The sequence below is a fragment of the Chitinophaga sp. Hz27 genome (assembly GCF_042263525.1).
Classification (GTDB): domain Bacteria; phylum Bacteroidota; class Bacteroidia; order Chitinophagales; family Chitinophagaceae; genus Chitinophaga.
In genome coordinates, this window is record NZ_JBHKFJ010000003.1 from 673,644 (window position 1) to 687,500 (window position 13,857).

The 13,857-nt window shown below is 43.4% G+C and carries 11 protein-coding genes; 5 read left to right on the forward strand and 6 right to left on the reverse strand.

What is annotated here, in order from left to right; translation table 11 throughout:
- The first annotated feature begins 7 nt into the window (after nt 1–7).
- The 3 genes from ACE38W_RS09600 (at nt 8) to ACE38W_RS09610 (ending at nt 6,479) form a co-directional block, all read left to right on the forward strand.
- On the forward strand, nt 8–2,497 hold the full coding sequence (locus ACE38W_RS09600; protein WP_375830396.1) for a bifunctional UDP-N-acetylmuramoyl-tripeptide:D-alanyl-D-alanine ligase/alanine racemase: 2,490 nt from the start codon (nt 8–10) through the stop codon (nt 2,495–2,497).
- A gap of 82 nt (nt 2,498–2,579) precedes the next feature.
- Nucleotides 2,580–3,236 (forward strand): lipoprotein signal peptidase, encoded by a 657-nt coding sequence (locus tag ACE38W_RS09605; RefSeq protein WP_375830398.1) that lies wholly within the window; start codon nt 2,580–2,582, stop codon nt 3,234–3,236.
- A gap of 381 nt (nt 3,237–3,617) precedes the next feature.
- Nucleotides 3,618–6,479, forward strand: coding sequence for a TonB-dependent receptor (locus ACE38W_RS09610; protein ID WP_375830400.1), 2,862 nt, complete (start codon nt 3,618–3,620; stop codon nt 6,477–6,479).
- A 109-nt stretch (nt 6,480–6,588) separates the two neighbouring features.
- Here the strand turns inward: ACE38W_RS09610 and ACE38W_RS09615 are convergent, their stop codons facing one another.
- The 5 genes from ACE38W_RS09615 to ACE38W_RS09635 form a co-directional block, all read right to left on the reverse strand.
- Nucleotides 6,589–7,584 (reverse strand): 2-hydroxyacid dehydrogenase, encoded by a 996-nt coding sequence (locus tag ACE38W_RS09615; RefSeq protein ID WP_375830402.1) that lies wholly within the window; start codon nt 7,582–7,584, stop codon nt 6,589–6,591.
- An 89-nt stretch (nt 7,585–7,673) separates the two neighbouring features.
- The gene (gene fumC / locus ACE38W_RS09620; RefSeq protein WP_375830404.1) at nt 7,674–9,074 is read right to left on the reverse strand and encodes a class II fumarate hydratase; all 1,401 of its coding nucleotides are present in this window, start codon (nt 9,072–9,074) and stop codon (nt 7,674–7,676) included.
- Nucleotides 9,075–9,114: 40 nt separating this feature from the next.
- A complete protein-coding gene (locus tag ACE38W_RS09625) occupies nt 9,115–9,891 on the reverse strand; it encodes an enoyl-CoA hydratase/isomerase family protein (RefSeq protein ID WP_375830406.1) in 777 nt (258 codons plus the stop codon).
- A gap of 108 nt (nt 9,892–9,999) precedes the next feature.
- Nucleotides 10,000–10,851, reverse strand: coding sequence for a hypothetical protein (locus ACE38W_RS09630; RefSeq protein ID WP_375830407.1), 852 nt, complete (start codon nt 10,849–10,851; stop codon nt 10,000–10,002).
- Between the two features lie 91 nt (nt 10,852–10,942).
- Nucleotides 10,943–11,362, reverse strand: a complete 420-nt coding sequence (locus ACE38W_RS09635; protein ID WP_375830409.1) for a cobalamin B12-binding domain-containing protein — start codon at nt 11,360–11,362, stop codon at nt 10,943–10,945.
- A gap of 86 nt (nt 11,363–11,448) precedes the next feature.
- Between ACE38W_RS09635 and ACE38W_RS09640 the strand changes: the two genes are divergently transcribed.
- Nucleotides 11,449–13,119 (forward strand): glutamine--tRNA ligase/YqeY domain fusion protein, encoded by a 1,671-nt coding sequence (locus tag ACE38W_RS09640; protein WP_375830411.1) that lies wholly within the window; start codon nt 11,449–11,451, stop codon nt 13,117–13,119.
- Nucleotides 13,120–13,345: 226 nt separating this feature from the next.
- Nucleotides 13,346–13,690 (forward strand): hypothetical protein, encoded by a 345-nt coding sequence (locus tag ACE38W_RS09645; protein ID WP_375830412.1) that lies wholly within the window; start codon nt 13,346–13,348, stop codon nt 13,688–13,690.
- Nucleotides 13,691–13,772: 82 nt separating this feature from the next.
- On the opposite strand, the gene ACE38W_RS09650 is transcribed toward ACE38W_RS09645, so the two are convergent.
- Nucleotides 13,773–13,857 (reverse strand): IS3 family transposase (locus ACE38W_RS09650; RefSeq protein ID WP_375830417.1); only part of this gene is annotated, 85 nt, incomplete at its 5' end.

A 13,857-nucleotide genomic window follows, 5' to 3' on the forward strand; every position in this document is an offset into this window, starting at 1 on the left:
TAAAAACGTGTATAACGCAGCGAGTATCAACAAAGTCCTGAAAGGAGAGTTGTTGCAGGAGACAGGATTTTCAGAAATAGAAAACATCTTATTGGATAGCCGTAAGCTGATATTTCCGGAAACATCCTTATTTATTCCTTTGGTGAGCACCAGGCGTAACGCTCATCAGTACATTGATGAACTGTACAAAAAAGGAGTCAGCAACTTTATTATCAGTGAGGCCGTGCCATTGGAGAAATATCCCAAAGCCAACTTTATACTGGTGAAAGACACACTGCATGCGTTACACGCATTAGTAGCCTGGCACCGGGCACAGTTCCACATCCCAGTGATAGGGATTACAGGAAGTAATGGTAAAACCATCGTGAAAGAGTGGCTTTTCCAACTGTTGGAAAAGGATTATAACATTGTACGCAGCCCTAAAAGTTACAACTCACAGATCGGGGTGCCATTATCTGTATGGCAGATGCAACCCGAACACCAGCTGGCTATCTTTGAAGCCGGCATCTCCCAGCCAGGAGAAATGGTTAACCTGGAAAAGATCATCCGTCCTAATATCGGTATCTTCACCAATATCGGAGAAGCACATAGCGAAGGGTTTCTGAATATACGTCAGAAAATAAATGAGAAGCTGATCCTCTTCATGAAGAGCGATATTCTGATTTATTCTAAAGATTACCTGGTACTAAATGAATGTGTACTTTCTTTCCATAACCAAATGGGAGAAGAAGGCCCAGAGCTGTTTTCCTGGTCCAGAAAAACAGATGCTGATCTACGTATCCTAAGCACAGAAAAACAGGATTACCATACCACCATCGAAGCTTTGTATAAAGGGGAGCACCTGAATATCCGTATTCCTTTTACGGACGAAGGTTCTGTTGAAAACGCCATTCATTGCTGGGCCCTGATGCTCTACCTAGGCAAGGAACAAGAGGTTATTCAACAACGTATGGACTTGCTGAGCAACATCGCAATGCGACTGGAACTTAAGCAAGGCATCAACAACTGCTCGGTTATCAACGACAGTTATAACCTGGACCTCGGCTCTTTGACCATAGCCTTGGACTTCCTTCAGCAACAGCAGCAACATCAGATCCGCACTGTTATCCTCAGTGATATTCTGCAAAGTGGTAAAAGCGATGCTACGCTTTATGAAGAAGTAGCAGGACTGCTTAAGCAAAATGGTATCAATAAGCTGATTGGTATTGGTAAAAATATCAGCAGAGAGAAGAAGAGTTTTCAACAAGTAGAAGAATTGAAATCTCAGTTCTTTAACACCACGGATGAATTCATTCAGCAATTCAGCGCCGACCAATTCCAGTACGAAACCATACTGGTAAAAGGTTCCCGCATATTTGAATTTGAGCGAATTGGTAAACTACTGGAGCAGAAAGCACACCAGACAATCCTGGAGATAAATCTGAGTGCTATTGCCCAGAATGTAAAATATTATCAGTCTCTGTTGAAGCCAGACACCAAAGTAATGGCTATGGTGAAGGCATTCAGCTATGGTAGCGGAAGTTTTGAAATTGCCAACCTGCTTCAGTTTCATGGAGTAGATTACCTGACGGTAGCTTACGCAGATGAAGGAGTGGAGCTCCGCAGATCAGGCATTACTATGCCTATTATGGTGATGAACCCTGAGCCAGCCAGCTTTGACGCCATTCTTCACTGGAACCTGGAACCAGAGATTTATTCTATGGGCATCTTGATGCAATTCCTGGAAGAAGTGAATGCAGCAGGAAAAACAGAGTTCCCTGTGCATATCAAGCTGGATACCGGCATGCACAGACTTGGATTTGTAAAGAAAGATATACCGGAGCTGATACAGGTGTTAATAGCTGGTCAGCAGCTGAAGGTGCAATCGGTGTTTAGTCATCTTGCCGCCAGTGAAGATCCGGCCCAAGATACTTTTACGCAGCAGCAGGGTCGTCTTTTCTTTGAGATGAGCCATGAGTTACAAAAGGCATTGGGATATGCGGTTATTCGTCATATCAGCAATAGTGCGGCTATTGCGCGTCATCCGGAGTTACAGTTGGATATGGTGCGTTTGGGCATTGGCATGTATGGTATAGACAGCAGCAGGGATGTACAAGATCAGTTGAGAAATGTGAGTACATTAAAAACTACGATTGCGCAGCTGAAGCACCTGGATGCAGGTGATACTGTTGGTTATGGCCGTAAATGGGAGGCGATGAAGCCTGCGGTGACAGCGACAGTGCGTATTGGGTATGCCGATGGCTACAGCCGCAAAATGGGGAATAGTCGCGGTAGCATGCTTATCCGTGGTAAGCTGGCGCCGGTTATAGGTGTGGTGGCGATGGATATGTGTATGCTGGATGTGACCCATATTCCGGACGTTGCCGAAGGCGATGAAGTGATCGTATTTGGCCAGGATTTGCCAGTACAACAGCTGTCCGATTGGGCTGAAACCATTCCTTATGAAATATTAACAGGAATTTCACAGCGTGTCAAAAGGGTATATTTCCAGGAATAAAGCATTTTGCAACATAGTTTGTCCCTTACAGGGTTTCCGACTTTGAAATAAACCATTATTTTTGATAAAATTTTAATATCACTTGAAGTATCGTCACGTCATCATTATTGTCTTACTGATACTGGTTGTGGACCAGTCGCTCAAATTCTGGATTAAGACACACATGTTCATGCAGCAGGAGTATATTATATTCCCTAACTGGTTCCGTATCCATTTCATTGAAAATGAAGGGATGGCATATGGACTGTCCTTTGGTGGCGAATTCGGGAAGATTTTCCTGACTTTGTTCCGATTAGGTGCTGTAGTAATAGGTTTCTATTACATGAAAAAGCTTGTAAAAGAGAAATACAGCAAAGGTCTGTTGATCTGCGGTTCTTTAATTCTGGCCGGAGCTGCTGGAAACCTGATCGACAGTATGTTTTATGGTTTGATCTTCAATGACAGTATTGGTTATGAAGTGGCTCAGTTCCTGCCTGCAGGCGGAGGCTATGGCAAATTTCTTCATGGCCGTGTGGTAGACATGCTTTACTTCCCATTATATGAAGGCTATCTTCCTAAGTGGATTCCATTTAAAGGCGGAGATTATTTTGTGTTCTTCCGCCCGGTATTCAATGTGGCTGATGCCGCGATATCTGTAGGTGTGGTAGCTATTCTGCTGTTCCAGAAGCGTTTCTTCGGCAGACATATGCAGCCTAATAAACCTGCTAATAACGCGGTAGCAAATGACCATATCGCTTAATAGCTTTTTGATAAAATATTCCAAAACGGCAGCTGATTTAGCTGTCGTTTTTGTTTTTATATAAGTTCGCCCTTCGGGCAGATGGCTGCAGCGATTTTTTTACAGGATTTTAAAAAATCCCAGAATCATTTATATATCAATACCTTAATACCATAATACCCACCTTTCTCTAAGCCTTTGCTGCTGCAATTTTCAGAGATTTCCTGTCTTTTGCTTTGAAATAAAAAATTCCCGACCTACATTTGTCTACCAATTCTATAGACTATATGGCTTTAATAATGGCAAATATAACTCACCTCTCTCGATGTTGTTGATAAACAACCGATAGTGGCTTTCCTTACCCCTTTTTTCAATCAATAATCTAATAACGCACTAATTTTTATGCAAAAGTTTTTACCTATAGTGGTTAAATACCTGCTGATAGCGCTGGTATTTAGTCCAACCTTCGTACATGCTCAGTTGAACGGGTCGTATGTAATTGAAGGAAAGATTGTAGATGCCAATGGTGCTGGCTTACCTGGCGCTTCTGTACAAATAAAAGGAACTTCATTTGGCACTGCAACTGATACTACTGGCCATTTTGCACTGACAAGCAACGCTAAATTCCCCTACAGATTGGTCATCCGCCTGATAGGCTATCAGCCGCAGGAGTTTGAAGTAAAGAATAGTAACAGCAAACTGGCGATACAGTTATTCACACAATCGTTATTGGTGAATGAAGTGGTTGTATCCGCATCAAGGCAGCAGGAAAAGTTGCTCCGCTCGCCGGTAGCCATTGAAAAGCTGGATATCAGGGCGCTGAAAGAAACGCCTTCCTCCACTTTCTATGATGCATTAGGCAACCTTAAAGGCGTACAGATGACCACTGCAGGTCTTACATTTAAAGTATTCAATACCCGCGGTTTCAACGTTCCTAATAACTTCCGCTTCATGCAATTAGTGGATGGTGTGGATAACCAGGCTGCCACGCTCGGCGTACCACTGGGTAACGCTATCGGACCTACGGAGCTGGATATCTCCAGCGTAGAAGTAACGCCAGGCGCCTCGTCTGCGCTGTATGGCATGAACGCGATCAATGGTATGTCTAACCTCACTACCAAAAACCCTTTTGAATACCAGGGCATTAGCGTATACCAGAAAATTGCCGTGAACCACATTGGTGATCAGGGTGGCGCTAAACCAATAACGGAGACGGCTGTACGTTATGCACAGTCTTATGCACCTTGGTTTGCCTGGAAAATCAACTTCAGCTATATGGAAGGCACCGACTGGTATGCAGATAGTCATAATGACTTCAACCCGCAATCCAAGGCTAATCCCGATTTCCCTGAGCTGAGTGGTCCTAATAACATTGCCAACGACGCCTGGAATAAATATGCAGACCAGTCCAATATTCAAATTATTGATAAAGATGGCAGAGCATATAACGTACATCGTACCGGCTATTGGGAGAAAGATCTGGTAGGAGATTATAAGGTAAGAAATACCAAAGTAGATGGTAGTATAAATTTCCGTCTGCCACATAAAATGGAGATTTCCTATGCATATCGCTACGGTCTGATGGATGGCTTTTTCCAGCGTGGTAACCGTATAGGGCTGAAAAATGTTTCTGTAGAAAACCATAAAATCGAACTAGTACATCCAGATTTTACCATTCGCTCCTATGTATCTATCGAAAATACTGGCGATAGCTACAATATGAACCCATTGGCTGATAACCTCGAGAAATCATTTAAGTCAGATAAGGTGTGGACAGCGGATTACACTAAAGCACTGAACACTGCGTTAACAAATGGTTCCAGCTTAGTGGATGCGCACGCGGCAGCACGCGCAGCAGCTGATGCCGGCAGGTTTACGCCAGGTACTGCTGCTTTTGATGCACAGGTAGCAAAAATTAAAAGTGTTAATGACTGGGATATCTACCCAACATCTAAAAATCCGAACAATACAACAGGTGGTGCCGCATTACTTCAAATGAGCCGTTTCTATCATACCGAAGGCACCTGGAACCTGCGTAAATACGTACATTTCATGGATGTATTGGTAGGTGCAGATTATAGAACCTACGAAATTATCCCTGATGGAAACAACTTCGTCGATTTCTCCTTACCGGCAGATAAACGTAACCAACCAGGCGGAAAGCATATCTGGTATGGCAAAGCGGGGGGCTTTGTACAGGGCGCTAAAACATTCTTTAATGATGCATTGAAATTGACAGCTTCTTTACGTTATGATAAAAACGAGCAATTCGAAGGTAAGCTGAATCCTCGCGTGGCGGCTGTTTACAGCATCAAGGACAAACATAATTTCCGTATTTCCTGGCAGAATGGTTTCCGTTTCCCATCATTATTTGAAGCTTATTCTTTTGTGAATAACGGGCAGGTACGTCGTGTGGGTGGTCTGGCGTTCATTGAGCAAGGGCTTGGATACTTTAAGAATTCTTACCTGACCAGCACTGTTGATGCTTTCGGTGTAGCGGTGAATAAAACCATCAATGCGGAGCATATCAGCAAAGATCAGGCAGCAGCGAAAAATGCAGGTATCCTGAAAGTTGCTAATCTTGATCCGATCGTTCCGGAAGAAATTCATTCCATCGAAGGTGGCTACAAGGCTGTATTAGCAAACAACAAATTATTTGTGGACGTAGACGGTTATTATAGTTCTTACAAGCATTTCATTGGCCAGATAGAGGCAGTAGTACCTACCAGTGGTAACGTTAATACACCTGATCAATCTGTGCTGAATCAAATGCTGGACAAGAGTTTACAAAACCGTTACCGCGTATGGACCAACAGTAAATCCACTGTTAATAACTATGGATTTGCAGTAGCGGTGACTTATGATATTTACAAGTCATTCACCGTGAGTGCCAATGCCAACTATAATAAACTGGTGACTGATAAAACCAAAGATGATGCGCTGGTGCCTGGTTTCAATACGCCTGAATGGTTTACCAATATCAGCTTTGGAAATCGTAATGTATTGCCTAATCTCGGTTTTAATATCGTATGGCATTGGCAGGATACCTTCTACTGGCAGAACCTCTTTGGTAATGGTGATGTGCCTGCATATAGCACAGTGGATGCGCAGATTACCTATCGTGTTCCGAAGATTAAGACTGCTATTAAAGTGGGGGCTTCAAACCTGTTTAATACTTCATATTTCCAGTATGTGGGTGGACCGACGATTAAAGGATTGTATTATTTATCACTGACGTTTGATGATGTGTTTAAGAAGAAATAATTATTAGGAAGTTCTGGCCTTCGGCCAGAACTTTTTTCTTTTAAGCAGCCCCCCCGCGCTAATGCGCGGGGGGGCTGCTTTTATAAGTTTAAATGCAGCGGAGAGGATGTTATATTTTCACTTGATTGGTAAGCGTTTCTCCTTTCTCAAACTGCTGAATATTTTTTAACGTTGTCTCTGCAATTTGGGTGAGTGCTTCTCTTGTGAAAAACCCTTGATGAGAAGTAATTACCACGTTAGGGAATGTGATCAGTCTGGACCAAACATCATCCTGGATAATTGCATCAGAGAGGTCATGAAAAAACAGTTGCTCTTCTTGTTCATACACATCGATCGCCAATGCTCCAATATGGCCGTTTTTAAGCGCTTCAATAACCGCTTTCGTGTCTATCAGGCCACCACGGCTTGTATTCAAGAGAAATACTCCAGGTTTCATCTGTGCAATAGTGTGTACATTGACCAGGTGCCTGGTTTCCGGGGTAAGCGGGCAATGTAGGGAGATGATGTCCGCATTTTTCAAAATTGTTTCTATGGAAACATATTCTACGCCGGCATCTTCCAAAGCTTTATTGTTAAACACATCATAGGCGATCACCTTACATCCGAAGCCCATCATGATTTTACAGAAGATCGCGCCAATATTTCCCGTACCGATTACACCAACTGTTTTACCATACAGGTCAAATCCTTCGAGTCCGTTCAATGTGAAATTATTATCACGGATACGGTTATACGCTTTATATATCTTTCTGTTCAGGCCCAGTAATAATGCCACGGCATGTTCTGCTACGGCATGTGGAGAATAGGCCGGAACCCTAACTACCGGAATGTCTAGATCTGCGGCGGCTTTCAGGTCTACATTATTAAACCCGGCAGCACGGAGTGCAATCAGTTGAATGCCTTTCTCTTTTAGTTGTTGGAGTATAGTGGCATCCAGGTGATCATTGACGAAGGCGCAGATGATGGTTTCTTCTGGTTTGATGAGGGCTGTATTATCAGCATTCAAAGGGTATTCAAGGAAACGGAGATGATAGTTAAATGCAGCATTGGCCTTATTAAAATACGCGATATCATATGGTTGGGCACTATAAAAAAGTATATTCATTTCCGTTAGTATTGAGTTATACTAAAGATAACAAAAAGAAAGGCGTCTCTACTAAGTAGGACGCCTTTGTATACAGATAAAAAAATCTCTTATTTGATATCGCCAACCATGTGTGCAGGCACTACCCACTCATCAAATTCGGCAGGGGTTACATAACCCAGTTTCACTGCCATTTCTTTCAGAGTAGTACCTTCTTTGTGGGCTTTCTGTGCGATTTCAGCTGCTTTGTAGTAACCAATTTTGGTATTCAGCGCAGTAACCAGCATCAGAGAGTTTTCCACGTGTTTTTTGATATTAGCTTCGATAGGCTCGATACCTTCTGCACACTTATCGTTGAAGCTTATGCAACCATCACCGATCAGGCGTGCTGAATGCAGGAAGTTATAGATCATTACAGGCTTGAACACGTTCAGTTCGAAGTGACCGGTAGCGCCACCTATGTTGATAGCAACATCGTTACCCATTACTTGTGCAGCGATCATAGTGAGGGCTTCGCACTGAGTAGGGTTTACTTTACCTGGCATGATAGAAGAACCTGGTTCGTTGTCTGGGATGTGGATTTCGCCAATACCAGCACGAGGGCCAGAGCTGAGCATACGAATATCATTGGCGATTTTCATCAGGCTTACTGCCACAGTTTTCAGTGCGCCGTGAGCTTCTACGATAGCATCGTGAGCGGCCAGTGCTTCGAATTTATTTTCAGCAGTGATGAAAGGTAAGCCAGTGAGTTGAGCAATATTTTTAGCTACATTTTCAGAGTAGCCTTTAGGTGTGTTGATACCAGTACCTACTGCAGTACCACCCAGTGCGAGTTCGCTCAGGTGAGGCAGGGTATTGTTGATGGCTCTCAGACCGTGATCCAGCTGAGAAACATAGCCGCTGATTTCCTGACCCAGCGTGAGCGGAGTAGCGTCCATGAAGTGGGTACGACCGATTTTCACGATATGCTTGAAAGCCTCTGCTTTCTGAGCGAGGGTATCGCGGAGTTTTTTGATTCCTGGAATGGTAGTTTCCACCAGAATTTTATATGCAGCGATGTGCATAGCAGTAGGGAAGGTATCGTTGGAAGACTGAGATTTATTCACATCATCGTTAGGATGGAGGAATTTCTCTTTATCAGTCAGCTGTCCGCCATGGATTACGTGACCGCGGTAAGCTACCACTTCATTCACGTTCATGTTAGACTGGGTACCGGAGCCTGTTTGCCAAACAACCAGTGGGAATTCGTTGTCCAGTTTACCTTCCATGATTTCATCACATACACGGCCGATCAGGTCGCTTTTTTCCTGTGGCAGTACGCCAGCCTGGAAGTTAGTCAGTGCTGCTGCTTTTTTCAGGTAAGCAAAAGCTTTGATAATTTCTTTAGGCATCTTGTTGATGTCCTGTGCGATCTTGAAATTTTCAATGGATCTTTGTGTTTGAGCACCGTAATAAGCATTAGCAGGCACTTTCACTTCGCCCATTGTGTCTTTCTCTATTCTGAATTCCATAGCGTAAACTTTTAAGGCTACAAAAGTAGCTAATTACAGGTTATTCCCCTTTGAAATTCGGTTGTCTTTTCTCAATAAATGCGCTGGCGCCTTCTTTCAGGTCTTGTGTAGCAAAGCATTCAGCGAATTCCGCGATTTCTACATCGTAGCCATTTTGTTCCTTATCGATGGCGGCATTTACGCATTTAATGACTCTGGCAACGGCCAAAGGCGCTTTGGTATGGATTTTAGCGAGTAGGGATTTAGTTTTAGGGAGAAGATCGGCCAATGAGGTGACGTGGTTTACAAGTCCCCACTGCAGGGCGTTTGCGGCATCTATCATATCGCCGGTCATCATCAGTTCAGCGGCTTTGCCTTTGCCAATTAGCTGGGTAAGGCGCTGGGTGCCACCATAGCCAGGGATCAGGCCCAGGTTAACTTCAGGTTGTCCGAAGCGGGCATTTTCGCTGGCAATGCGGAAATGGCAGGACATGGCCAGCTCACAACCGCCGCCCAGTGCGAAGCCATTTACGGCTGCTACAATAGGTTTCGGACAATTTTCTATACGATGGAAGATTACATGACCTTTAGAAGCCAGTTCTTCTCCTTCTTTTGGCGACAGTTTAAGAAACTCTGAAATATCTGCACCTGCAACAAATGCTTTCTCGCCAGCACCAGTAATGATGGCACTCTTAACATCTTTATTACTATATATTTCATCTATAGCCAAGGCCAGTTCTGCCATCACAGTTTGGTTGAGGGCATTCATTTTGTCCGGGCGGTTGATGGTAATAACAAGCGTATTATCTTCCAGTTTGGTGCTGATTGTCTGATACATGAGTCTTCATTTTTTTAGTGTATCCAATATTAAGGAATTTTCGGCGGGGCATAAAAAAACCAGCCGTAAATCCGGCTGGTTAAATTTTGGGGTAGAGGGCACTCGTTATTAGTATTCTACTTCCATTTTGGCATTGCCACTTTTAAAGCGAACATAATTCGATTTTTTATGCGCATACTTATACACATGGCTATTGAAGTTATAGCTGAGTGTTACGAAGAATAGCTTAGCGTCGAGGTTTTTGTATGGATAAACGGCGTTGCCGGAAATTTTATCTGTTTCTTTATAATCTTTATTGAAGAAGTTCTGCGGGTAGTATTGCACTTTCACACCAAATGATGGGGCGAAACGCATACCAGCAAAGAAAGACGGCATAATGAGCGGAGTACGGTCGCTGAACCACTCGTTGAATTTGTGGACTTTATCGCCGTTAACGAATTGTTTTTCTTTGTAGTTGAAGGCCAGATCGGCTTCTACACCAGCAAAGAAGAAGAAAGTTCCTCTGTGGAGGTCGCCCACTTTGAAGCCCAGCGGGATACCGAAGGTATAAACACGTTGTTTCAGTTTAAGGCTATCGTTAGGCTTGGAAATCAAGCCGATGTTTTTGATATTAAATCCTGTGAAGATGCCGAAGTTACGTCCGAAATCCTTGTTGAAGTTGGTTCCTACGTTAAAGAAGGCGGTAAATCTCGGAATATTTCTAACATGTTCGCCATTATTTGTCATGTTGGCAAATGATAAAATACCAAAATCGCCACCATTGGTGCGATAAACACCTTTGCGATACTTAGGATATTTTCCGAATATGATAGTCAGGAGTGGCTCTTTCACTTTGCTTTTCGTACTATCACTAACGTTAGCTTCACGATTTTCGGTTGAATCATTTTTTTCCTGGGCAAAGGTGCTGGTAGTGGCTAATATCAGCAGCAACAGGAGTACAGGTATCGATTTGATCGTCATAAAATGGCGGGTTTTATTTAAAGGTATAAATGATGCATTTAACCAGAAGACGACCCGACAATCAAAAAGTTACGGCTACAAGATAATTTTATTAAAAATTCCTGTGAGAGGCTACCCAATTGGAGATATAGGTTGCAATATCCTGGGTATTGGTACCTGGTGGAAAGAGTGCGCCAACGCCCATTTCCTGGAGGTTTTTCATATCTTCTTCAGGGATGATACCACCACCGGTGAGTAATACATCATCCATATTTTTTTCTTTCATGAGGGCAATCAGACGTGGAAAAACGGTCATATGTGCGCCGGAGAGTATACTTACCCCGATGGCGTCCACATCTTCCTGAAGGGCGGCATTTACCACCATTTCGGGGGTCTGACGCAGACCGGTATAAATAACTTCCATGCCGGCATCTCTGAGCGCGGCCGCAATTACTTTAGCACCCCTATCATGCCCATCCAGGCCGACTTTGGCTACCAATACACGTACGGGGCGATTTAACGGGTTGACCATACCTATTATCGATTAAGGTCCTAAAGGTAATGAATAGCTGAAAGCTAACCACTATTCCTTACATTTGCAGACACATTTATATTCTTATGAGCGAAGAAAGGTCACTCAATTTTTTAGAACAAATAGTAGAAGAAGATCTGGCCAGTGGGGCCACAGGAGGTCGTGTGCTTACACGTTTCCCACCAGAACCCAACGGCTACCTGCATATAGGTCATGCCAAGTCGATATGTCTCAACTTCGGCCTGGCCCAGAAATACAATGGTAAAACTAACCTCCGTTTCGACGATACCAACCCGGTAACCGAGGATACGGAATATGTGGAATCTATTAAAGCAGATATCCAATGGTTAGGATTTGAATGGGAGAAAGAACTCTATGCCTCCGATTATTTTGAACAACTGTACCAATACGCAGTAGAGTTGATCAAGAAAGGGCTGGCATATGTGGAAGACGCCACTGCAGAAGAAATTGCTGCCATGAAAGGTACGCCTACCACTCCAGGCACCAACAGCCCGGCCAGAAGCCGTTCTGTAGAAGAAAACCTGGACTTGTTCGAGCGTATGCGTAAAGGAGAATTCAAAGACGGAGAAAAAACGCTCCGCGCCAAAATTGATATGGCAGCTCCTAACATGCATATGCGTGACCCACTGATGTACCGTATCAAGCATGCGCATCACCATCGCACCGGCGATAAATGGTGCATCTATCCGATGTACGACTTCGCCCATGGCCAGAGTGATAGCATTGAAAATATTACACATTCTGTTTGTACACTGGAATTTATTCCTCACCGCCCGCTCTACGATTGGTTTATCAAGGAATTAGACATCTTCCCTAGCCACCAGTACGAGTTTGCACGCCTGAACCTCAACTACACCGTGATGAGTAAGCGTAAGCTGAAACAACTGGTGGAAGAAGGTATTGTTAACGGCTGGGATGACCCACGTATGCCTACTATCAGCGGTTTACGCCGCCGTGGCTATACGCCGGCAAGTATCCGCAACCTCTGCGAGCGTGTAGGTATCCAGAAACGTGATAATATTATTGAATATAGTCTGCTCGAATTCTGTATCCGCGAAGAGCTGAACAGAACCGCTAACCGCGCCATGGCGGTACTTGATCCGGTAAAACTCGTGATCACCAACTACCCGGAAGACCTGGTAGAAGAATTGGAAGCGGAGAACAACCCGGAAGATCCGAATTCAGGTACTCGCAAACTGTATTTCAGCAATACCCTGTACATCGAGCGTGAAGACTTTATGGAGAACCCTCCTAAGAAGTATTTCCGCCTGGGCCCAGGTATGATGGTACGTCTGAAAAACGCTTATATCATCAAAGGAGAAAGCGTAGAAAAAGATGCAGATGGTAATATCACCACCATTTATGCTACTTATCTCCCTGAAAGCAAGAGTGGTGGCGATACCAGTGGACTTACGGTAAAAGGTACTATTCACTGGGTAAGCGCTGCACATGCAGCTACTGCTGAAGTGCGTGTATACGATAGGCTTTTCAACGTAGAAAACCCTAACAGTGAAGAAGGTGACTTCAAATCCTATATCAACAAGGATTCACTGCAGGTAATTACCAATGCCTACGTTGAACCAGGGCTGCTGAACGCCAAACCTGGCGATAGATTCCAGTTTATGCGTAAGGGTTATTTCAGTGTAGATCCGGACAGCACGCCTGAAAAGATCGTTTTCAACAGAACAGTTACGCTGAAAGACAGCTGGGTAAAAGAAGCAGCTAAAACTAAATAATTATTCACCTCCAACGAGGTGCAATGAGTTTATAAAATCGCAAAAAATCCATAAGCTAGTAACTTATGGATTTTTTGCGTTTAACCAAGCTATACAACTGCCCCCAATACATCCACATTAAATATGTGAAGCATTCCAGGAAATTTTTATCTCCCAAATTTTAAACCTTCTCTTTCTTCCTTCATCCAATACATATATTGTAAATGAATATTTGAAAACTTTGATCATGAAAAGATTCGTACTCTCAGCAGTTTCATGTTTATTTTTAATTACATCAATAACTGCTCAAACCCAGACTCCTGCACCACAAGGAAAACCAACAGTTCCTGTTGTACATGCCAGGCAAAATAATCAGCAACAACGTATTGCAAATGGGGTAGCTAGCGGAGAATTAACGCCTAAAGAAACAGCTCATCTTGAAAAAAGAGAAGAGAAGATACAGGCGGAAAAGAAGGCAGACAAGGCAGATGGAAAGATTACCAAGAAAGAGAGACAAAAATTAAGACAGGATCAGAACAGCGCAAGTAAAGCTATATATAACCAGAAGCACGATGCTCAGAAACGACACTAACTTCTAAGTCATTGCTTTAATAAAAAGATAAGGAGAGGAGTAAATGAAGTGAACCCAAAACCTTAGACAAAAGGTTATATAATTAAGCGGCTTGAGTTCGGTATTGTACTGGACTCAGGCCGTTCAGTTTTAGTTTTATTCTGTCGTGATTATAGTAATCAATGTAT

Bases quoted from the DNA above. Each gene is read 5' to 3' on its own strand.
- ACE38W_RS09625 (WP_375830406.1), bottom strand. From the start codon at position 9,891: ATGTATCAGACAATCAGCACCAAACTGGAAGATAATACGCTTGTTATT.
- ACE38W_RS09610 (WP_375830400.1), top strand. From the start codon at position 3,618: ATGCAAAAGTTTTTACCTATAGTGGTTAAATACCTGCTGATAGCGCTG.
- ACE38W_RS09635 (WP_375830409.1), bottom strand. From the start codon at position 11,362: ATGGTCAACCCGTTAAATCGCCCCGTACGTGTATTGGTAGCCAAAGTC.
- ACE38W_RS09640 (WP_375830411.1), top strand. From the start codon at position 11,449: ATGAGCGAAGAAAGGTCACTCAATTTTTTAGAACAAATAGTAGAAGAA.
- ACE38W_RS09630 (WP_375830407.1), bottom strand. From the start codon at position 10,851: ATGACGATCAAATCGATACCTGTACTCCTGTTGCTGCTGATATTAGCC.
- ACE38W_RS09615 (WP_375830402.1), bottom strand. From the start codon at position 7,584: ATGAATATACTTTTTTATAGTGCCCAACCATATGATATCGCGTATTTT.
- ACE38W_RS09645 (WP_375830412.1), top strand. From the start codon at position 13,346: ATGAAAAGATTCGTACTCTCAGCAGTTTCATGTTTATTTTTAATTACA.
- fumC (WP_375830404.1), bottom strand. From the start codon at position 9,074: ATGGAATTCAGAATAGAGAAAGACACAATGGGCGAAGTGAAAGTGCCT.